The 21915-nt window shown below is 52.4% G+C and carries 21 protein-coding genes; 9 read left to right on the forward strand and 12 right to left on the reverse strand.

Going from position 1 to position 21915, the window contains the following annotated elements; translation table 11 throughout:
* Positions 1–223 precede the first annotated feature (223 nt).
* From lepB to rseD, 7 genes are all read right to left on the reverse strand, one after another.
* Positions 224–1198: a signal peptidase I gene (gene lepB, locus OGY10_RS21255; RefSeq protein WP_003835329.1), complete on the reverse strand. Its 975-nt coding sequence runs from the start codon at positions 1196–1198 to the stop codon at positions 224–226.
* Positions 1199–1213: 15 nt separating this feature from the next.
* Entirely contained in the window at positions 1214–3013 is a 1800-nt protein-coding gene (lepA, locus tag OGY10_RS21260; RefSeq protein WP_003037577.1) for a translation elongation factor 4, read from the reverse strand.
* A 270-nt stretch (positions 3014–3283) separates the two neighbouring features.
* The gene (gene rseC, locus OGY10_RS21265; RefSeq protein ID WP_003037576.1) at positions 3284–3748 is read right to left on the reverse strand and encodes a SoxR-reducing system protein RseC; all 465 of its coding nucleotides are present in this window, start codon (positions 3746–3748) and stop codon (positions 3284–3286) included.
* Positions 3745–4701 (reverse strand): sigma-E factor regulatory protein RseB, encoded by a 957-nt coding sequence (gene rseB, locus OGY10_RS21270; RefSeq protein ID WP_003835334.1) that lies wholly within the window; start codon positions 4699–4701, stop codon positions 3745–3747. Before rseB ends, rseC begins: the two co-directional genes overlap by 4 nt.
* Positions 4701–5351 (reverse strand): anti-sigma-E factor RseA, encoded by a 651-nt coding sequence (gene rseA / locus OGY10_RS21275; protein ID WP_008785497.1) that lies wholly within the window; start codon positions 5349–5351, stop codon positions 4701–4703. Before rseA ends, rseB begins: the two co-directional genes overlap by 1 nt.
* Before the next feature lie 31 nt (positions 5352–5382).
* A complete protein-coding gene (gene rpoE, locus OGY10_RS21280) occupies positions 5383–5958 on the reverse strand; it encodes an RNA polymerase sigma factor RpoE (RefSeq protein WP_003037573.1) in 576 nt (191 codons plus the stop codon).
* The gene (gene rseD / locus OGY10_RS21285; RefSeq protein ID WP_122973798.1) at positions 5955–6119 is read right to left on the reverse strand and encodes a rpoE leader peptide RseD; all 165 of its coding nucleotides are present in this window, start codon (positions 6117–6119) and stop codon (positions 5955–5957) included. The genes rpoE and rseD overlap by 4 nt, the downstream gene beginning before the upstream one ends.
* Positions 6120–6382: 263 nt before the next feature.
* Between rseD and nadB the strand changes: the two genes are divergently transcribed.
* A complete protein-coding gene (nadB, locus tag OGY10_RS21290; protein ID WP_003037572.1) occupies positions 6383–8005 on the forward strand; it encodes an L-aspartate oxidase in 1623 nt (540 codons plus the stop codon).
* On the opposite strand, the gene trmN is transcribed toward nadB, so the two are convergent.
* A complete protein-coding gene (trmN, locus tag OGY10_RS21295; RefSeq protein WP_032944259.1) occupies positions 7990–8727 on the reverse strand; it encodes a tRNA(1)(Val) (adenine(37)-N(6))-methyltransferase TrmN in 738 nt (245 codons plus the stop codon). The two genes, nadB and trmN, sit on opposite strands and share 16 nt — an antisense overlap.
* A 130-nt stretch (positions 8728–8857) precedes the next feature.
* Between trmN and srmB the strand changes: the two genes are divergently transcribed.
* Positions 8858–10186, forward strand: coding sequence for an ATP-dependent RNA helicase SrmB (gene srmB, locus OGY10_RS21300; protein ID WP_003835340.1), 1329 nt, complete (start codon positions 8858–8860; stop codon positions 10184–10186).
* Between the two features lie 17 nt (positions 10187–10203).
* Here the strand turns inward: srmB and OGY10_RS21305 are convergent, their stop codons facing one another.
* Positions 10204–11100: a LysR family transcriptional regulator gene (locus tag OGY10_RS21305; RefSeq protein ID WP_191227200.1), complete on the reverse strand. Its 897-nt coding sequence runs from the start codon at positions 11098–11100 to the stop codon at positions 10204–10206.
* A gap of 102 nt (positions 11101–11202) precedes the next feature.
* Here OGY10_RS21305 and eamB point away from each other — a divergent pair, with 102 nt between their 5' ends.
* Positions 11203–11790, forward strand: a complete 588-nt coding sequence (gene eamB / locus OGY10_RS21310; RefSeq protein ID WP_191226921.1) for a cysteine/O-acetylserine transporter — start codon at positions 11203–11205, stop codon at positions 11788–11790.
* Between the two features lie 79 nt (positions 11791–11869).
* Here eamB and grcA read toward each other — a convergent pair whose 3' ends face one another.
* A complete protein-coding gene (gene grcA / locus OGY10_RS21315) occupies positions 11870–12253 on the reverse strand; it encodes an autonomous glycyl radical cofactor GrcA (protein WP_003037563.1) in 384 nt (127 codons plus the stop codon).
* Positions 12254–12570: 317 nt separating this feature from the next.
* Between grcA and ung the strand changes: the two genes are divergently transcribed.
* Complete coding sequence (gene ung, locus OGY10_RS21320) at positions 12571–13260, forward strand: uracil-DNA glycosylase (protein WP_060683405.1); 690 nt, start codon at positions 12571–12573, stop codon at positions 13258–13260.
* A 33-nt stretch (positions 13261–13293) separates the two neighbouring features.
* Here ung and OGY10_RS21325 read toward each other — a convergent pair whose 3' ends face one another.
* Positions 13294–14373, reverse strand: coding sequence for a tRNA/rRNA methyltransferase (locus tag OGY10_RS21325; protein WP_048234691.1), 1080 nt, complete (start codon positions 14371–14373; stop codon positions 13294–13296).
* A 207-nt stretch (positions 14374–14580) separates the two neighbouring features.
* Here OGY10_RS21325 and trxC point away from each other — a divergent pair, with 207 nt between their 5' ends.
* The 5 genes from trxC (at position 14581) to OGY10_RS21355 (ending at position 20303) form a co-directional block, all read left to right on the forward strand.
* Complete coding sequence (gene trxC, locus OGY10_RS21330) at positions 14581–15000, forward strand: thioredoxin TrxC (protein WP_008785506.1); 420 nt, start codon at positions 14581–14583, stop codon at positions 14998–15000.
* Positions 15001–15069: 69 nt separating this feature from the next.
* Complete coding sequence (gene tapT, locus OGY10_RS21335) at positions 15070–15768, forward strand: tRNA-uridine aminocarboxypropyltransferase (RefSeq protein WP_003835347.1); 699 nt, start codon at positions 15070–15072, stop codon at positions 15766–15768.
* A 36-nt stretch (positions 15769–15804) separates the two neighbouring features.
* Positions 15805–18465: a bifunctional acetate--CoA ligase family protein/GNAT family N-acetyltransferase gene (locus tag OGY10_RS21340; protein WP_191226920.1), complete on the forward strand. Its 2661-nt coding sequence runs from the start codon at positions 15805–15807 to the stop codon at positions 18463–18465.
* A 114-nt stretch (positions 18466–18579) separates the two neighbouring features.
* Entirely contained in the window at positions 18580–19935 is a 1356-nt protein-coding gene (gene pssA, locus OGY10_RS21350; RefSeq protein WP_071446856.1) for a CDP-diacylglycerol--serine O-phosphatidyltransferase, read from the forward strand.
* A gap of 32 nt (positions 19936–19967) precedes the next feature.
* On the forward strand, positions 19968–20303 hold the full coding sequence (locus OGY10_RS21355) for a YfiM family lipoprotein (RefSeq protein WP_008785509.1): 336 nt from the start codon (positions 19968–19970) through the stop codon (positions 20301–20303).
* Here the strand turns inward: OGY10_RS21355 and OGY10_RS21360 are convergent.
* A complete protein-coding gene (locus OGY10_RS21360; RefSeq protein ID WP_191226919.1) occupies positions 20300–21598 on the reverse strand; it encodes an MFS transporter in 1299 nt (432 codons plus the stop codon). The two genes, OGY10_RS21355 and OGY10_RS21360, sit on opposite strands and share 4 nt — an antisense overlap.
* Positions 21599–21915 lie beyond the last annotated feature (317 nt).

The following is a 21915-nucleotide window of genomic DNA, read 5'->3' on the forward strand; positions in this document are numbered from 1 at the left end:
ACCTGATATACGCACTTCGCTGAGCCATCCGGCTTCGCCTGCATGCTTTTGTATACAAACCAACGCTGTTTCGTGTGCCGTGGCAACCTGTCGGTGCCAACCTAAAACTTCGGGGGAATATTCTATACACAACGACAAGGGATGTCGTTAGTCTGCGGGAATTTATCCGAGAAATAATTCACGCTGCCGCCGTAATGACGACAACGTGAACGATTATCGGTGATTAGTGAATGCCACCAATACGGCTTAAACGCACACCGGTCGGCCATTCACCTTCTTGCTTATCAAAACTCATCCAGATAGCGGTTGCTTTACCAACCAGATTCGCTTCAGGTACAAATCCCCAGTAACGGCTGTCCGCGCTGTTATCACGGTTATCACCCATCATGAAGTAGTGTCCCGGCGGAACGATCCAGGTTGCCAACGGCTGACCAGGTTGACGGTAATACATCCCCACCTGATCCTGCGCAATCGGCACGGTCAGAATGCGGTGCGTAACCTCACCCAGCGTTTCTTTACGCTCAGAGAGGCGAATACCGTTCTCTTTCGTTTCGTTCAGCGGAACTTCAAAGAAGCCGCTGGTCGCTTCACCGCCGTTACGACGAGCAAAGGTCTGTACAAAATCACTTGGCTGAACATCAGAGTACGTTACCGGCAGCGCGTTTTCACACGCCTGACCGGAACGGCATCCTGGCTGAATAGTCACCTCTTTCGCCACTGGATCGTACGTTACTTTGTCTCCCGGTAAACCGACAGCACGTTTAATGTAGTCCAGACGCGGATCTTCCGGGTATTTAAACACCACGATATCACCGCGTTTCGGATGACCGGTTTCGATCAACGTTTTCTGGTAAATCGGATCTTTAATCCCGTAGGCGAATTTCTCCACCAGGATAAAGTCACCGATAAGCAGCGTCGGCATCATCGAACCTGATGGGATCTGGAATGGTTCATAGATAAATGAACGCACCACCAGCACAATCGCCAGTACCGGGAAAACGGACGCCCCGGTTTCCAGCCAGCCTGGCTTAGGTGCCACTTTTTTCAGCGTAGCTTTATCCAGTGAATCACCTGCAGCAGCTTGCGCTGCTGCCTGACGCTCCCGGCGCTTTGGCGCGAAGATGAATTTATCTACGCACCATAAAATGCCCGTCACCAGTGTGGCAATCACCAGAATCAGGGCAAACATGTTCGCCATGCCAACTCCTTAAGATTATTTGCTGTCTTTACCGACATGCAGAATGGCGAGGAACGCTTCCTGCGGCAGTTCGACGTTACCGATCTGCTTCATGCGCTTTTTACCCTCTTTCTGTTTTTGCAGCAGCTTTTTCTTACGGCTGATATCGCCACCGTAGCATTTCGCCAGAACGTTTTTACGCAGCTGCTTAACCGTTGAACGCGCGATGATGTGCGTACCAATGGCCGCCTGGATCGCGATATCAAACTGCTGGCGAGGGATCAGATCTTTCATCTTCTCAACCAGTTCACGGCCACGGCTCTGGGAGTTGTCGCGGTGGGTAATCAGCGCCAGCGCATCGACACGTTCGTTGTTGATAAGGACATCAACACGCACCATGTCAGACGCCTGGAAGCGTTTGAAGTTATAGTCCAGCGACGCGTAGCCGCGAGAGGTCGACTTCAGACGGTCGAAGAAATCGAGTACGACTTCCGCCATTGGAATCTCATACGTCAGCGCCACCTGGTTACCGTGGTAAACCATGTTGGTCTGGACGCCGCGCTTCTCGATACACAGGGTGATGACGTTGCCAAGGTAAGCCTGCGGCAGCAGCATGTGACACTCAGCGATCGGCTCACGCAGTTCGTAGATGTTGTTCAGCGGCGGCAGCTTGGACGGGCTATCGACGTAGATAGTCTCTTTCGCCGTGGTTTCGACTTCGTAGACTACGGTCGGCGCGGTGGTGATCAGATCCAGATCGTATTCACGCTCCAGACGTTCCTGAATGATCTCCATGTGCAGCAGACCAAGGAAGCCACAACGGAAGCCGAAGCCCAGCGCGGTAGAGCTTTCCGGTTCGTAGAACAGGGAGGCGTCGTTCAGGCTCAGTTTGCCAAGCGCGTCACGGAAGTTTTCATAGTCGTCAGAGCTCACCGGGAACAGACCGGCGTAAACCTGCGGCTTCACTTTTTTAAAGCCTGGCAGCGGTTTGTCTGCCGGGTTACGCGCCTGCGTCAGGGTATCGCCAACCGGTGCGCCGAGGATGTCTTTAATCGCACAAACCAACCAACCTACCTCGCCGCATTTCAGCTCGGTACGGTCAACCTGTTTTGGCGTGAAGATGCCCAGACGGTCAGCGTTATAGACCTGACCGGTGCTCATTACTTTAATTTTGTCGCCTTTACGCATGGTGCCGTTTTTAATACGCACCAGTGACACCACGCCAAGGTAGTTATCGAACCAGGAGTCGATGATCAGCGCCTGCAATGGGCCTTCCGGATCGCCTTCCGGCGGCGGAATGTCGCGTACCAGACGTTCAAGAACGTCAGTGACGCCAACGCCGGTTTTCGCCGAGCAGCGAACGGCATCTGTCGCATCGATACCGACGATATCTTCGATCTCTTCCGCTACGCGTTCAGGATCGGCGGCTGGCAGGTCAATTTTATTCAGTACCGGTACTACTTCCAGATCCATTTCCATGGCGGTATAGCAGTTAGCCAGGGTCTGCGCTTCTACGCCCTGTCCGGCATCAACAACCAGCAATGCGCCTTCACAGGCAGCAAGCGAGCGGGAAACTTCATACGAGAAGTCAACGTGGCCCGGGGTGTCGATAAAGTTAAGCTGATAGGTTTCACCATCAGATGCTTTGAAATCGAGCGTCACGCTCTGCGCTTTGATAGTAATACCGCGCTCACGCTCAAGATCCATCGAGTCGAGAACCTGCGCTTCCATTTCACGGTCAGACAGGCCACCGCAGATCTGGATAATACGGTCAGACAGCGTCGATTTACCGTGGTCGATGTGAGCTATGATTGAAAAGTTACGTATGTTCTTCATATAGTGTAATTATTGTGCCTTACGCCCGCCGGAGCAGGCTCTGAGAAGTCGCTGATCTGAGCTTAACGTCTGTTTAAGTGAAACGCCGCATTCTACACTACAACGCTGAGGCGAGGAAACGTTCATAGAGCAAGGATAGCGGGAACTGGAAACAACCTTGCAAAGTCGGTGAAACTTTTGCCGGATGGCGGCATAAACGCCTTATCCGGCCTACGCCTGCATCTGAGCACGCTGTAGACCAGATAAGCGCAACGCCATCAGGCAAAGATATCACTGCTGGGTTTCGACGCGAATAAGATCGGGTGGGAGAGCAACGTTTAGAATGACCGGCTGCCAGGCTTCGCGCTCAGCAAGCTTACGAGAGTATCCACGAGCAATCAGGAATCCGCCCACGCCCCCCAGCACTGCGCCGCTTAATGCCGCAAGATCGGAACCAAACAGCACCTGGAACAGCGCCGCGAAAAGAAACAGTCCCGCCAACGGAGACATGTAGACCAGCATCGCCGAACCCAGCAGGCTACCTTCGGCAATGCCCAGTTCAACTTTTTGACCAGGGGTCAAGGGTTCGTCGCAGGGCACCACGATAGTGTGTGTGGTCTGTGGTCCCAGTTTGTTCAGTACGCGGCTCCCGCATCCGGCCCGGGAAGCACAGCTGCTACATGATGCTTTAACATCACAGCTGACCGTCGCCAGACCATTTTGCCAGGAGACGACCGTCGCCCACTCTTTAATCATTGTGCTGCCCTGAACTTGATATTGTCCGCGATACGCTTCGCCGTTTGTGGCGGAAGCTCGCCCACAATCGTAATTTCCGCGTTATCACGCACGCTGGTGCTAACCGTTCTGCGGCCAGTACGCAGCAGTTGATCGGCGCTGTTCTGCGTCGCACGGTTTACGTTCACGGAGAAACTAAACAGGCCATCAGAATAAAGGCGTGATTCAATCGGCATGTTATCCATCGTCGGCAGCGGACGTCGACTGCTTGAGACCTCACTGAAACCTTGTGGCAACCACGACGGACTCCAGTTGAAGTTGGTTTTCTCGCCTGCAGGAACCGACAGCAACGGTGGTAAATTCGCTTTTGCTAACGTCTGCATGCTGTCGCTAACACCGTTATTCACGGTAAAGGAGATCACACGGAACTGTTCCAGCGTTTCGCCATCACGATCGAGGAGATCGACACGCATTGGCAGTTTGGTCTCCGTGTCCATCCAAACGATATAGCTGTAACGGGTGCCGTCACGCGCCACAACGCGGATCACTTCACAGAGCCGATCGGCAATACGGGTGCGGCCTACTGAGATAAAATCATAGTAGGGAGCAAGGCGTTTGAAATCGGTGTAAATCAGGGATGGCAGAGAGTCAACGATATAATCGCCGTTCAGCGTGAACGGTTCGAGACCAGGCTCAAAATAGCTAATTTCGTTGCCGCGTTGCACCACTTCCCGGCGCGGTCCATCCATTTGTAATAGTTGCGCGAGTGGACGGTTATCCTGGCGGGCATGACGATAACGTAGGGATTCAACACCCTGCTTATTGATGCTGACAAATGACAGCTCATAGGTTAGCGACTGGCTGGCCAGATTCATCTGCTGCAACAAAGCCCCGGACGCAGGATTGGCCGAGGCGTTTACAGAGAAGAACAGGCTACCAGCCACAAGTGACATGGCAAACCAAAGTTGCTTCATTACTGCGATTGCGTTCCTAAAGTTTGAATTCCTGGCACCTGCACAGCGGCTTGCTGTGTTTGGGCCTGCTCAAACTGAAGCTGTTCAGAGTGCAGTCGACGTTGCAATTCGTAATCCTGCAACATGGCATTAATACGACGACGCTGCTCCTGTACCTGCTGTTGTTGACCGCCGCTGGCCGTCGCGTCAGAAGGTACACCCAAGCTAACCGGACTGGCTTTACCCATCATCGGTAATGTATTAAATACCGGTGTTTCGGGCTGCTGGGACGTTTCAGATTGCCCATTATAGTGCTGGACGCCAACGATAACTGCAAGTGATACGCACGCGGCCACACCCATTTGGGTAAGCTGCGCGGCCCACGGACGCATTTTCTTCCAGAATGGCATTTTCTGCCACTGGTGCGGTGCTGGCTGGGCCTCAGGAATCAATGGCGCCGTCTGGCGTACTGGCTCATCCTGGATGGCGGCCATTACGCGGGCGGAAATATCGAAATGGAGAACGTCGGCGGTATCACCTCGCATGGAATCGCGAATCAGGTGATAACTCTCCCAGGTTTTTTGCATTTCCGGGTCGTGAGTTAGCTCTTTGAGTAACTCAGTATCCAGCGTTTCGCCATCCATTAAAGCGGAAAGTTTCTCTTTCTGCATGCCTAATACCTTTTCCAGTATCCCGCTATCGTCAACGCCTGATAAGCGGTTGAACTTTATTATCAATAGCTTCCCTCGCTCGGAAGATACGTGAACGCACCGTACCTACCGGACAATCCATGATAGCGGCTATCTCTTCATAGCTCAGGCCATCCAGCTCCCGCAAGGTTATTGCCATGCGTAAATCTTCCGGGAGGGACTCAATAGTTCGGAAAACTATCTGTCTCAGTTCTTCTGACAACATTAAGTTCTCAGGGTTCGAAATTTCTTTCAGCGCACCGCCACTTTCGTAATTTTCTGCTTCAATCGCATCAATATCACTGGAAGGTGGACGACGCCCCTGAGCGACCAGGTAATTCTTCGCTGTATTGACTGCAATACGATACAGCCAGGTATAAAAAGCACTATCTCCCCGGAACGAGTCCAGCGCACGATAGGCTTTGATAAATGCTTCTTGTACTACATCGGGTACATCACCCGACGGTACATAGCGAGAAACCAGACTCGCCACCTTATGCTGATAGCGCACTACCAGTAGGTTAAAGGCTTTCTGATCTCCCTTCTGGACCCGTTCTACCAGGACCTGGTCCGTTAACTGCTCGCTCATCCGAGGTAAAGTCTCCCCAAACCAAATTTCCACGCGCTTTCGAAACGCCACTCCATCAGCTTCACTATGAGCAAGCAAATGCTTAGAGTGCTCAAGTTTCGTAAAGTTCCGTTACGCATTGTTTTTTGTTTGTCATGTTGTAGACAGGTCTTATCTCTCATTATAAGTCTACATAACCCGATCAACGCACTATCTGTACAGAAATGCCCATTTCACCGCTTGCAGAGTAACCCAACGGGCACTTTATTTCATCACATAATCTGATGCTAACGGCCTGCTTCACAAAATATTTTTGCCTATTTCGCCTTCATCATGCTTTTCCTTCATGTTTAGTCATTGCAACACATTTAAAAATAAAACGTGCAGTATCGCGCAATGTGGTGCTATGGTGACCAAACACTGTTTAGTAAATTAAACAAACATCATGAATACGACTCCTGAATTATCCTGTGACGTGCTGATCATTGGCAGCGGGGCTGCCGGACTCTCACTGGCGCTGCGCCTGGCTGAAAAACATCAGGTTATTGTCCTGAGCAAAGGGCCGGTCAGCGAAGGCTCGACATTTTATGCCCAGGGGGGTATTGCCGCGGTTTTCGATGAAACCGACAGTATCGACTCCCACGTTGAAGATACGCTGATTGCCGGGGCCGGGCTGTGCGATCGCCATGCGGTTGAATTTGTCGCCAGCAATGCTCGCACCTGCGTTCAATGGCTTATCGATCAGGGCGTCTTATTCGATACACAGGTTCAGCCTAACGGCGAAGAGAGCTATCACCTGACCCGTGAAGGCGGTCACAGCCATCGACGCATCCTGCACGCTGCGGATGCTACCGGCAAAGAAGTCGAAACCACCCTCGTCAGCCAGGCACAAAATCACCCCAATATCCGGGTTCTTGAGCGTAGCAACGCCGTCGACCTGATTGTCTCCGATAAAATCGGTCTGCCGGGAACGCGTCGGGTTGTCGGCGCATGGATCTGGAATCGTAATAAAGAAGCCGTCGAAACCTGCCATGCGAAGTCGGTAGTGTTGGCCACCGGCGGCGCATCAAAGGTGTATCAATACACCACCAATCCGGATATTTCCTCGGGTGACGGGATTGCAATGGCCTGGCGCGCAGGATGCCGCGTCGCCAACCTGGAGTTTAACCAGTTTCACCCGACAGCGCTGTATCATCCGCAGGCGCGCAATTTTCTGCTGACCGAAGCGCTGCGCGGCGAAGGAGCGCACCTGAAGCGCCCGGACGGTTCACGCTTTATGCCCGATTTTGACGAACGTGGCGAACTGGCTCCCCGCGATATTGTCGCCCGCGCCATTGATCATGAAATGAAGCGCCTTGGTGCAGATTGCATGTTCCTCGATATCAGCCATAAGCCGGAAGAATTTGTTCGTCAGCATTTCCCGATGATTTATGAAAAGTTGCTGGGATTGGGCATTGATTTAACCAAAGAGCCGGTTCCCATCGTGCCTGCCGCGCACTATACCTGCGGCGGTGTGATGGTGGATGACTTTGGCCGTACCGATGTCGACGGGCTGTATGCGATCGGCGAGGTGAGTTACACCGGCCTGCATGGTGCCAACCGGATGGCATCGAACTCATTGCTGGAGTGTCTGGTTTATGGCTGGTCCGCGGCTGAAGATATCGACAGGCGCATGCCTTATGCTCGCGGCGTTAGCACGCTCCCGGGCTGGGATGAAAGCCGGGTAGAAAATCCGGATGAGTTGGTTGTTATCCAGCATAACTGGCATGAGCTGCGGCTGTTTATGTGGGATTACGTCGGTATTGTGCGTACGACCAAGCGCCTGGAGCGCGCTCTGCGCCGTATCACCATGCTGCAACAGGAAATCGACGAGTATTACGCCCATTTCCGCGTGTCGAACAATTTGCTGGAACTGCGTAACCTGGTGCAGGTTGCCGAGTTGATTGTCCGCTGCGCAATGATGCGCAAAGAGAGTCGGGGCCTGCACTACACGCTGGATTACCCAGAGCAGCTTCCAGAAGCCGGCCCGTCCATTCTCTCGCCGCTAAGTCATCACATAAACAGGTAAAACGCCTGGGTCAGCGCCGTGTAACCTTCAGAGTAACGTTGGTCTGGCCCACGAATCACCAGCCTGTCGCTAAAGCACTCCCCGGCCTGCGGGGAGAATGCCAGCAATACCCGATGCGGTAGTCGGGCTTCCGTTTCTGCTACATCCGTACGTAATCGCAGATGCCAGCCCATACTTAATGCCTGCTGGGTAAACGCGTTCCCAATCTGTTCCGGCAGCACGACACAAAAAAAACCTTCTTCCGTAATGCTGTCCGCCGCCAGCGTAAGCAACGCCTCGTGATCGAGCGTGGTGGTATAGCGCGCCTGCTCGCGCTGCGGTGTTGCACATTCCACGCCCTGTTCATAATAGGGAGGGTTGCTGATTATCAAATCAAAACGCACGGTCTGACGCGGTATCCACTGCTGCGCATCTTCTGTATGAACACTCACGCGATGCATCCACGGAGATTGCGCGATGTTCTCCTGCGCCTGCTGCGCGGCATCGACATCAAGCTCCACGGCGTCAATGATGACGTTTTCATCAGTGCGCTGGGCCAACATCAGCGCCAACAGGCCACTCCCGGTACCAATATCCAGGATCCGCTTTACGCCCGCAACGGGGGCCCAGGCCCCCAATAAAATGCCGTCTGTTCCGACTTTCATTGCACAGCGATCGTGTGCCACAAAAAACTGCTTAAAAGTAAATCCATTACGTCTCAGTACGGATGTAGACTGGGGCATGAAGAACAACCTTCCTGGAAAAAAAACGATAACATAGGATAAAAACAATACCTGAGAAGGTATATCCATACAAACAGATGAAGATTGCAGCCGTAACGTCTATAATCAGCGCCCCACTCAGAGGTAGAACATGACTGTAACGACTTTTTCCGAACTTGAACTCGATGAAAGCCTTCTGGATGCCCTCCAGGAAAAAGGTTTCACTCGCCCGACCGCCATTCAGGCTGCCGCCATTCCGCCTGCGCTCGATGGCCGTGATGTACTCGGTTCTGCGCCGACAGGCACCGGTAAAACGGCGGCATATTTGCTGCCAGCGTTGCAGCACCTGCTCGACTTCCCGCGCAAGAAATCTGGTCCGCCGCGCATTTTAATCCTGACGCCAACGCGCGAACTGGCGATGCAGGTTGCCGAACACGCTCGTGAGCTGGCGAAGAATACACATCTGGATATCGCTACGATTACCGGCGGCGTGGCTTACATGAACCACATGGAAGTGTTTAGCGAAAACCAGGACATCGTGGTCGCCACCACGGGTCGTCTGCTGCAATACATTAAAGAAGAAAACTTCGACTGCCATGCGGTTGAAACGCTAATTCTCGATGAAGCAGACCGTATGCTGGACATGGGCTTTGCCCAGGACATCGAGCATATCGCCGGTGAAACACGCTGGCGTAAGCAAACCATGCTGTTTTCCGCAACGCTGGAAGGCGATGCGATTAAAGATTTTGCCGAGCGTCTGTTGGAAGACCCGGTCGAAGTCTCAGCGGATCCGTCCACCCGTGAACGCAAGAAGATCCATCAGTTTTACTACCGTGCCGATGACATCGAGCACAAAACTGCCATGCTGATCCACCTGTTAAAACAGCCGGAAGCGACTCGCTCGATTGTCTTCGTACGCAAACGTGAGCGTGTGCACGAGCTGGCAGGCTGGCTGCGCCAGGCGGGCATTAATAACTGCTATCTCGAAGGCGAGATGGTGCAGAACAAACGTAACGAAGCGATCAAACGCCTGACCGATGGTCGTGTGAACGTGCTGGTAGCAACCGACGTCGCCGCTCGCGGGATCGATATTCCTGACGTCAGCCACGTGTTTAACTTCGACATGCCGCGCAGTGGCGATGCCTATCTGCACCGTATTGGCCGTACCGGTCGTGCTGGCCGTAAAGGCACTGCGATCTCTTTGGTTGAAGCGCACGACCACCTGCTGCTCGGCAAAGCGAGCCGCTATATTGACGAACCGCTGAAAGCTCGCGTCATTGACGAACTGCGTCCAACCACGCGCGCGCCAAGTGAGAAATCTAACGGTAAGCCATCCAAGAAAGTGCTGGCGAAGCGCGCTGAGAAAAAGGCGAAAGAGAAAGAGAAGCCGCGGGTGAAAAAACGTCACCGCGACGCCAAAAATATCGGCAAACGTCGTAAGCCGAGCGGCGCTGCTACCCAGCAGTCCGACAAAGAGTAAACCGAATGCCGGGCCATTTAGCCCGGCATTTTTTCACGTGATGCAAAACTCTCTTCAATGCACTCAAGAAACACCCGCATCGCCGGGCTAACGACTTTTCCGGCATGATAACCACACAATGCCGTAATTAACTCAGGTTGTTCACTGAACGGTAATTCAATCAACTCCCCTGAACGTAACTCTTTCTCGACGGCAAAATGCGGCAAAAAGCTGATCCCAAGATTTGCCGATACGCACTGCTTAATACTTTCAATGCTCCATAACTCAATGGTATTTTCCAGCGTAATCTGTCGTTTACGCAGTAGCCCCTCGAAGCGTTGTCTGAAAATACATTGCGGCTCATTAATGATAAAACTGCAGGGAATGTGCTGGTTATGCTGAGTAAAATCAACGTGCTGAAGCAGTGGCGAAGCAACTAATGCCAGTGACTGATCGCCAAGCGGCATCAACTCCAGGCCATCGTCATTACCCACCCGATAAAAGACCCCCAGATCAACATCATCACTGAGCAATGCATCGCGAATGACATAACAGTTGAGCGACTGTAAAGACAGCCGCACATGGGGCGCACGTTGTTTAAATCGCTGTAAAACCTGCGGCATTTTATACGCCAGCAGCGTTTCGCCTGTTGCGACACGTAGATCGCCGCTCGGCTGCGCATCCTGATGTGCCGACTGTCGAATCGATGCCATCACGCGCGTCAGGTCATGGATATGCGGCATCAGCCGTTTTCCCTCACTGGTGAGACACATCCGGCGACCAATTTTTTCAAACAACTGCACCGAAAGCTCTTGCTCAAGCTGTTGAATATGAAAGGTAACCGTTGATTGCGTACAGCACAGTTTTTGTGATGCCCGCAAAAATGAGCCCTCTTCCACCACCGTTTTTAGCGTAATAAACCGACGTAAATCCATCCGCACCAACCCATCAAAAATATCGAATTCAGAATGCAAAAACATTCATTTTTTTTAATGTTTTGCCTCGGGTACTGTCTATCAAAACAGAGGAGATAACAAGTGACCCCCACGCTTTTAAGTGCATTCTGGACCTATACATTGATTACCGCGCTAACCCCCGGACCAAACAACATCCTTGCGCTCAGTGCCGCGACGTCACACGGTTTTCGTCAGAGTACACGCGTACTGGCCGGAATGAGTCTGGGCTTTTTAATCGTCATGCTGATGTGCGCCGGGATTTCATTTTCACTGGCGGTCATGGATCCAGCCATCATCCATTGGCTTAGTTGGGCTGGGGCCGCTTATATCCTGTGGCTGGCGCTGAAGATCGCCACCAGCCCGACCTCGAACGATAGATTGCAGTCAGAGCCGATTAGCTTCTGGGCAAGTTTTGGCTTGCAGTTTGTTAACGTGAAAATCATTTTGTACGGCATTACCGCGTTATCCACGTTCGTATTACCGTACACTCAGGACGCCCACTGGCTGATTGGGGTGAGTATTCTGTTAGCGCTGATCGGCACCTTCGGGAATGCCTGCTGGGCGCTGGCGGGCCATCTTTTTCAGCGCGTTTTTTGCCGTTACGGTCGACAGTTGAATATCATTCTGGCGCTGCTGTTGGTGTATTGCGCGGTGAGGATCTTTTACTAACAGATGCAAAAAAGCGGAAGACGCACTGGCATCTTCCGCTTTTTGATTCTCTACTAAACGGGGTTATTCCCCGTGAGCCTTACAGGCTCTCAGTAAAGGTACGAGCAATAACGTCGCGCTGCTGTTCTGGGGTCAGAGAGTTGAAACGCACTGCATAACCAGAAACACGGATGGTCAGCTGCGGATATTTTTCCGGATGCTTAACTGCATCTTCCAGCGTTTCGCGACGCAGAACGTTCACGTTCAGGTGCTGACCACCTTCCACGCGGACTTCCGGCTGTACGTCTACCGGCACTTCACGGTATTCGATTTCGCCCAGTTTGCTGACTGCAACGACTTCATCAGCATTGAAACCTGCTTTCGCAACGATGCAGCGAGCTTCGCCTTTTTCGCTGTCCAGCAGCCAGAAAGAGTTCAGCAGGTCGTCGTTTGCAGCTTTAGTAATCTGGATACCTGTAATCATTTGATGCCTCCCCGGCAAAATTATTTGATCTCGGTTGGCCGTCATCCGGCCAATTGGTAAAACCATTGTTGCTTGAGTGTATATATACCCCTCACACACCCTTGAATCTTTGATTTAAATCAATAAAAACCACACATGAAAAGTGGTGATAGGTGGATTTTATTGTTTTACATCAACTTACGCCATGTGCGCAGCTAAACTTTTTACATAAATTTTCAACTATCTTTAAGGGGTAGACCATTGAGTAACGTACAGAATTTTGCGACGTCGAAAGAAGCAGTTAAGCTAGGGGGATTGAAAATTCGCAGGAGAGCGAGATGGCCACCGAATTAACCTGGCACGATGTGCTGGCTGAAGAGAAACAGCAGCCTTATTTTGTTAACACGCTGCATACTGTTGCCGGCGAACGTCAATCGGGTATGACAATTTATCCGCCGCAAAAAGATGTGTTTAACGCTTTTCGCTTTACCGAGCTTGGTGACGTGAAAGTCGTCATCCTGGGTCAGGATCCTTACCACGGTCCAGGCCAGGCACACGGTCTCGCGTTCTCTGTTCGCCCCGGCATTGCCACTCCACCCTCGTTGCTGAATATGTACAAAGAGCTGGAGGCAACAATTCCAGGCTTCACGCGCCCAACGCACGGATATCTGGAAAGCTGGGCACGCCAGGGGGTACTGTTACTCAACACCGTACTCACCGTCCGCGCCGGCCAGGCACATTCTCATGCCAGCCTTGGGTGGGAAACATTTACCGATAAAGTCATCAGTCTGATTAACCAACATCGGGAAGACGTGGTTTTCCTGCTCTGGGGTTCTCACGCACAGAAGAAAGGCGCGATTATTGATACGCAGCGTCACCATGTGTTGAAAGCGCCCCACCCATCACCGCTCTCTGCGCATCGCGGTTTCTTTGGCTGCAATCACTTTGTACTGGCGAATGAATGGCTGGAACAACGAGGTGAAAAGCCAATTGACTGGATGCCGGTATTACCCGCAGAAAGCGAGTAAAAAAATGCCAGCGATTCGCTGGCATTTTTATTATCAGGCTTTGTTCTGACGCCACCACTCCGCGAGCAGCACGCCTGTTGCCACAGAAACGTTGAGCGTTTCTACCTTGCCAGTGCCGTCAATTGCAACGCACAGATCGTCGGCTGAGCATGCTGCTTCTGGCAGAGCTTCACGCTCACGCCCTAATACCAGCACCATTTTTTCCGGCAGCGTGGTAGTAAACAGCGGTTTGCCTTTCGCGCTTGAGGTCATCACAACCGTGTAACCCGCCTGGCGGAAGTCGTCCAGCACATCAACAATGCTGTCGCCGGTAATCGGCTGAACGTGCTCAGCTCCGCCTTCAGCGGTACGGATGGCCGCACCTGATTCCAGCAGCGCCGCATCCTGAACCACTACGCCTTTCACACCGAAGTGCGCGCAGCTACGCATCATGCCGCCCAGGTTATGCGGGTTAGCGATATCTTCCAGTGCCAGCACGCAATCCTGCGCCCCTGCCTGACCGACCCACTGCTTAACGGTAGTACCGTTACGTTTTTTGATCAGGAAACAGACGCCACCATGGTGTTCAGTGCCAGAGGCTTTCGCCAGCTCGGCTTCGTCAACCACGTGATAGGCTTTGCGGTTTGCCGCCATCCAGCGTAATGCTTCTTTAAAGCGCGGGGTTACGCTCTGGACAAACCAGGCGCGGACGATGGCGTCCGGACGACTCTGGAACAGAGCCTGACAGGCATTCTCACCGTAAACGCGGGTTTCTTCCGCACGCTGACGGCGTAATACTTCAGGATCGATAAAGCTCTTACCGCTAATACCGCCGTGATCGGCTTTATCCGCTGCGTCATCATTCGGTGCGCGGGACACGGTACGCCACGGTGAATCTTCACGTCTGCGGTCACGTTCTACATCGCGGTCACGACCACGTTCACGACCGCGTTCGCTGTTCGGACCCTTTCGGTCATCACGGGCAGGGCGACGACCGCCTTCGGCTCGGGAAGTACCGGGGCGACCGCCGCCTTTGCCAGTACGTGGATTTTGGGTGCGTTTATCCGAGTCATCGTCACTGCGGACGTACATCACTTTGACCTTGCCGTTTTTGTTCTTCAGTTCGTCGCTCATGTTTTTCTCCACCTGCTCTGCGCGAAGCGCGCAGATTACCCGATGTGCACGTCGTTAGCCATTATTTCATTTAAAAGCTAAGGACTATTGTACTCATTGAATAAAACGCATTGTTGTTTAGAACAGACTCCCCGATAATATGTAACATAATAGAAACATACTGGCGTTCCTGCCGTGAAGTCCACTCCACTCATCCAGAGGTTAGTTATGAATACCGTTTGTACCAGCTGCCAGGCTATCAACCGCATCCCCGACGATCGTGTCCAGGAAGCGGCTAAATGCGGACGCTGTGGTCACGACCTGTTTGATGGGGAGGTGATCAATGCGACCGGTGAGACACTGGATAAACTGTTAAAAGACGATCTCCCGGTGGTCGTTGACTTTTGGGCCCCCTGGTGTGGTCCATGTCGTAACTTCGCCCCGATTTTTGAAGATGTCGCGGAAGAGCGTAGCGGTAAAGTGCGTTTTGTTAAAGTGAATACGGAAGCCGAGCGTGAACTCAGCGCCCGTTTCGGTATCCGCAGTATTCCGACCATTATGATTTTCAAAAAAGGGGAAATTGTCGACATGCTTAACGGCGCTGTACCAAAAGCCCCATTTGATAGCTGGCTTAACGAATCATTATAATCTCTACGGGGCGCATCTTGTGCCCCGTTTTCACCTCTGCGACAATAGCGTTTTTCAACGTGTTTCCCCATGACCGATAACGCTGTTCTTCAGTTACGCGCAGAGCGCCTCGCGCGCGCCACGCGTCCTTTCCTTGCCCGAGGTAATCGCGTTCGCCGCTGTCAGCGCTGCCTGCTGCCGCAGAAACTCTGCTTGTGCGCAACGCTGGCACCCTCTGAGGCAAAAAGTCGCTTTTGTCTGGTGATGTTTGATACCGAGCCGATGAAGCCCAGCAACACGGGGCGTTTGATTGCTGATATTCTGCCCGATACCACGGCTTTTCAGTGGTCACGCACCGAGCCGCCGCAGGCGCTGCTGGAACTGGTGAAAAATCCGGATTACCAGCCGATGGTTGTATTCCCGGCCTCCTATGCGGGTGAAGAGCGTGAAGTGATTTTCACGCCACCAGCCGGTAAGCCACCATTGTTTATCATGCTCGACGGTACCTGGCCTGAGGCGCGTAAAATGTTCCGCAAAAGCCCGTACCTCGATAACCTACCGGTGATCTCCGTTGATTTATCACGCCTTTCTGCTTACCACCTGCGTGGCGTTCACGCTGAAGGGCAATATTGCACTGCTGAAGTGGCCATCGCCTTGTTGGATCTGGCGGGAGATACGCAAGCCGCAGAAGGGTTAAGCGATCATTTCACTCGCTTTAAAACCCGCTACCTGGCAGGAAAAACTCAACATCAGGGAAGCGTCACAGCAGATTCATCAGAAAACGTTTAAAATCATTCGGTCACTGGTGTCATTAAGGAAGCCGATATGAGTCAGCGTGGTCTGGAAGCACTACTGCGACCGAAATCCATTGCGGTGATTGGGGCGTCAATGAAGCCTAATCGCGCGGGTTACCTGATGATGCGTAACCTGCTTGCCGGCGGTTTCAATGGACCTGTTTTACCGGTGACGCCCGCATGGAAAGCGGTGCTGGGCGTACTGGCATGGCCCAATATCAACAGCCTGCCCTTTAGCCCGGATCTCGCCGTGTTGTGCACCAATGCCAGCCGTAACCTGGCGTTACTCGAAGCGCTTGGCGAGAAAGGCTGTAAAACCTGCATTATTCTCTCAGCTCCCGCGGCGCAGCACGCAGAGCTGCTGGCCTGCGCATCACGCTACAACATACGTTTGCTGGGCCCCAACAGCCTGGGACTTCTCGCGCCCTGGCAAGGGCTTAACGCCAGCTTTTCCCCCGTCCCGATTAAGCGCGGCAAGCTGGCTTTTATCTCTCAATCCGCTGCCGTATCCAACACCATACTCGACTGGGCACAGCAGAGAGAAATGGGCTTTTCTTACTTTATCGCGCTGGGTGATAGCCTGGATATCGACGTTGATGAGCTGCTGGATTACCTGGCGCGCGACAGCAAAACCAGCGCGATATTGCTGTATCTCGAGCATTTAAGTGATGCCCGACGCTTTGTTTCCGCCGCCCGCAGCGCCTCGCGCAATAAACCTATTTTGGTGATTAAGAGCGGTCGTAGTCCAGCGGCGCAGCGTTTACTGCATACCAGCGCCGGGATGGACCCTGCGTGGGATGCCGCTATTCAGCGTGCCGGTTTATTACGCGTGCAAGACACTCACGAGCTGTTTTCGGCGGTCGAAACCCTGAGCCACATGCGTCCACTACGTGGCGACAGGCTGATGATCATCAGCAATGGGGCCGCGCCTGCCGCACTGGCATTAGATGAACTGTGGTCAAAAAATGGCAAGTTGGCGACGTTGAATGAAGACACCTGCCAGAAATTACGCGATGCATTGCCTGAACATGTTGATATCGCCAACCCGCTGGATCTGCGTGATGACGCCAGCAGCGAACACTACGTTAAGACGCTGGATATTTTGCTCGCCAGCCAGGATTTTGACGCGCTGATGGTGATTCATTCACCCAGCGCAGCCGCTCCCGGAACCGAAAGCGCACAGGCATTGATTGAAGCGGTAAAGCATCACCCCCGAGGAAAATTCGTCTCGTTGCTGACCAACTGGTGCGGAGAGTTTTCCTCTCAGGAAGCCCGCAGACTGTTTAGCGAAGCCGGACTGCCCACCTACCGCACGCCGGAAGGTACCATCACCGCATTTATGCATATGGTGGAGTATCGGCGAAACCAGAAGCAGCTGCGGGAAACGCCTGCGCTGCCTGACAGCCTGACCTCCAACACTGCCGAAGCGCATAATCTGTTACAGCGGGCGATTGCTGAAGGAGCGACATCGCTTGATACCCATGAAGTGCAGCCGATTTTACAGGCTTATGGCTTACAAACGCTGCCAACGTGGATCGCCAGCGACAGCGCGGAAGCCGTACACATCGCGGAGCAAATCGGCTACCCGGTGGCGCTCAAGCTGCGTTCTCCTGATATTCCGCATAAATCAGAAGTTCAGGGGGTGATGCTCTACCTGCGTACAGCCACTGAAGTGCAGCAGGCCGCCAATGCAATTTTCGATCGGGTAAAAATGGCCTGGCCGCAGGCACGCATTCACGGCTTATTAGTGCAAAGTATGGCGAATCGCGCCGGCGCTCAGGAGCTTCGAGTCGTCGTTGAACACGACCCGGTATTTGGCCCGTTGATTATGCTGGGTGAAGGTGGTGTTGAGTGGCGACCGGAAGAGCAAGCCGTGGTGGCATTGCCGCCATTGAACATGAATCTGGCGCGTTATCTGGTGATCCAGGGGATCAAAAATAAAAAGATCCGCGCGCGCAGCGCACTGCGCCCTTTGGATATCGCCGGGTTGAGCCAACTTCTGGTGCAGGTCTCCAACCTGATCGTCGATTGCCCGGAAATTCAGCGTCTGGATATTCATCCGCTGCTGGCCTCGGCCGGAGAATTTACCGCGCTGGACGTTACGCTGGATATTGCCCCTTTCACGGGAGATAACGAAAGCAGACTGGCTGTACGTCCCTACCCTCATCAGCTTGAAGAGTGGGTGGAGTTGAAGAACGGCGAGCGCTGTCTGTTCCGCCCCATTTTGCCGGAGGATGAACCTCATCTTCAGCAGTTCATTTCTCAGGTGACAAAAGAAGATCTTTATTATCGCTATTTCAGTGAGATCAACGAATTTACCCACGAAGATTTAGCCAATATGACGCAGATCGACTACGATCGGGAAATGGCCTTTGTTGCGGTGCGTTGTAAAGATAATCACGAAGAGATCCTCGGCGTAACGCGAGCAATCTCGGATCCTGATAACGTAGACGCTGAGTTTGCCGTACTGGTTCGTTCCGATCTCAAAGGGCTTGGACTGGGTCGCCGATTGATGGAAAAATTAATTGCCTATACTCGAGATCACGGACTTATACGTTTGAATGGTATTACGATGCCGAACAATCGTGGGATGGTCGCCCTGGCCCGAAAACTCGGGTTTGTTGTTGACGTCCAGCTCGAAGAGGGAATTGTTGGGCTAACGCTTAATCTGGCCCAATGTGAGGAATCGTGAGTAAGGTACTGGAAATGTTGACCACATTAATGGGTACTGGTGGTATCATTGCCCGCTTATGTCGTCTGCATAGCACAGAGGACCCTTCAATGAACAGAGAAGAAATGCACTGTGATGTTGTCAAAATTTAAGCGTAATAAACATCAACAACACCTTGCCCAACTACCCAAGATTTCTCAGTCAGTTGATGATGTAGATTTCTTTTATGCTCCCGCTAATTTCAGGGAGACTCTGCTGGAAAAAATAGCCAGCGCGACGCGACGGATCTGCATTATTGCGCTGTACCTGGAACAGGATGACGGTGGTAAAGGCATACTTGACGCTCTCTATGCGGCAAAACGGCAGCGTCCTGAGCTGGATGTCCGGGTGCTTGTCGACTGGCACCGAGCCCAGCGCGGTCGTATTGGTGCTGCGGCATCCAATACCAATGCTGACTGGTATTGCCGAATGGCGCAAGAAAACCCTGGTATCGATATTCCTGTCTATGGCGTTCCGATTAACACCCGCGAAGCGCTTGGCGTCCTGCATTTCAAAGGCTTTATCATTGATGACAGCGTCCTGTACAGCGGGGCCAGTCTGAACGATGTTTACCTGCATCAGCATGATAAATATCGCTATGACCGTTATCAGTTGATTCGCAACGCGCAAATGGCCGATATCATGTTCGATTGGGTGACGCAAAACCTGATGAACGGTCGCGGCGTAAATCGCCTTGATGATGTTAATCGTCCTAAAAGCCCTGAAATTAAAAACGACATCCGCCTGTACCGTCAGGAACTTCGCGATGCGTCATTCCATTTTCAGGGTGATGCTGATAACGAACAGCTTTCGGTTACGCCTCTGGTTGGCCTTGGGAAATCCAGTCTGTTAAATAAGACCATTTTCCATCTTATGCCCTGCGCAGAGCACAAGCTCACAATCTGTACCCCTTATTTCAACCTGCCCGCCATACTGGTGCGTAATATCATTCAACTGCTGCGTGAAGGGAAAAAGGTTGAAATCATTGTCGGTGATAAAACCGCCAACGACTTTTTCATCCCGGAAGATGAGCCATTCAAGATCATCGGCGCGCTGCCTTATCTGTATGAAATAAATCTGCGCCGTTTCTTGAGCAGATTGCAGTATTACGTGAATACCGACCAGTTGGTCGTGCGCTTATGGAAAGATGATGACAATACCTATCATCTGAAAGGTATGTGGGTTGATGATAAATGGATGCTGCTCACCGGCAACAACCTTAACCCTCGTGCCTGGCGTCTGGATCTGGAAAACGCCATCCTTATCCACGATCCTAAGCAAGAGCTCACCCCTCAGCGCGATAAAGAGCTGGAGCTTATCCGCACGCATACTACCGTCGTTAAGCACTATCGCGACCTGCAAAGCATTGCTGACTATCCAGTCAAAGTGCGTAAGCTCATCCGTCGACTACGCCGTATTCGTATCGACAGATTAATTAGCCGTATTCTGTAATCAAGACCCCGTCCAGTGACGGGGTTTTTCATATGGAGGTAACGGTGCGCCTGTTCATTCTTACCAGTGTCCTTGCCATTTCGGGCTGCAGCCATATGGCTAACGACCAGTGGAGCGGGCAAGACAAAGCTCAACACTTCATCGCCTCCGCCATGCTTGCCGCAGCCGGCAATGAATATGCCCAACATCAGGGCAACAGCCGCGATCGCAGTGCGGCTATCGGCCTGATGTTCTCAGTCAGCCTGGGGGCGTCAAAAGAGCTATGGGACAGCCGTCCCGCTGGGAGCGGCTGGAGCTGGAAGGACTTCGCCTGGGATGTTGCAGGCGCATCTACCGGCTATGCGGTCTGGCAACTGGCACATTACTAGAGGCGCAGACCTTTCCCTTTTCCATGCAGCATTAGCGATACTAAAAACGCAACTACTGCCAGCGCAGTGACGTACCAGAAGAATGTCGTTTCCATACCAACAGACTTCAGGGACAACGCGACATATTCGGCTGAACCGCCAAACAGCGCATTGGCCACCGCATAAGATAAGCCGACCCCAAGAGCGCGCACCTGTGCCGGGAACATTTCGGCCTTCAGAATACCGCTAATTGACGTATAGAAACTGACGATTAACAGAGCACACATCACCAGAGCAAACGCCATATACGGGGATGTTACGCTTTGCAATGCTGTCAGAATGGGAACGGTGAAAATCGCGGCCAACGCGCCAAAACACAGCATTGAAGTACGTCGGCCAATTTTATCAGACAAGGCGCCGAACAACGGTTGTACCAGCATGAACACACACAGTGCCGCCGTCATAATCCCGCTGGCTACGTTGGCATGCATACCGGCTGTGTTAACCAGGTACTTCTGCATATAGGTTGTGAACGTGTAAAAACACAACGAACCCGCGGCGGTAAAACCAAGCACCATGACAAAAGCTTTGCGATTACGCCACAGACCTTTCAGGGAACCCGCTTCTTTCAGCGCGCGAACATCCTGTTTCGAGGTTTCATCCAGTTGGCGACGCAGCCATAGCGCAACAATAGCCAGCACGGCGCCCAACGCAAATGGAATACGCCAACCCCACTCTCTGAGCGCAGAGTCTTCTAACGTGTGCTGTAATATGACCACAACCAGTAATGCCAGTAACTGTCCGCCGATTAACGTTACGTACTGGAATGAAGCATAAAAACCTTTCTTACCTTCAACGGCGACTTCACTCATATAGGTCGCGCTGGTTCCGTATTCACCACCGACAGATAACCCCTGGAATAGCCTTGCCAGCAGTAATAGCGCAGGCGCCCAGGTACCGATAGTTTCATATCCCGGTAGACAAACGATCACCAACGATCCCATGCACATCATACAAACGGACAGCAACATGGACTTTTTACGCCCGTGCTTATCCGCGATACGGCCAAACAGCCAGCCTCCAATTGGTCGCATCAAGAAGCCAGCGGCAAAAACGCCAGCGGTTTGTAAGAGTTGTGTGGTGGTATTTCCTGATGGAAAAAAGATATGAGCAAAATAAAGAGAGCAGAATGAATAGATATAGAAATCAAACCATTCGACCAGATTCCCTGATGATGCTCCGACAATCGCCCATATACGACGACGGGTATCGCCGTCTGCCAGCGCCCCGTTCTCAGTTACACTACTATCAGCCATTAGAATTGTACCCCTGCCAACGATCGCGTGAATTTATCAATGATGGTTGTGTGTTTTTTAGTGAATAGAATGTTATATAATTGTTATATCTTATTGTGCGGTAAAGATCACGATTTTAATTAGCAGAGAAAGGATTCAGATATGTTCGAGGGAGAGATCCGTGTAGTAGATCGAGACAGTGTGCTTTTGTTGGCCGATTAAGGCTGTTACGCCGCATCCGGCAATGTACCGCCGCGTTGCCTGATGCGCTGCGCTTATCAGGCCTACAAAATACGTTCAGCCCGGCCCCTGTAGGCCGGATAAGGCGGCACGCCGCA

Origin of the sequence: Citrobacter sp. Cpo148, from assembly GCF_030332375.1 — a bacterium.
Lineage (GTDB): Bacteria > Pseudomonadota > Gammaproteobacteria > Enterobacterales > Enterobacteriaceae > Citrobacter > Citrobacter portucalensis.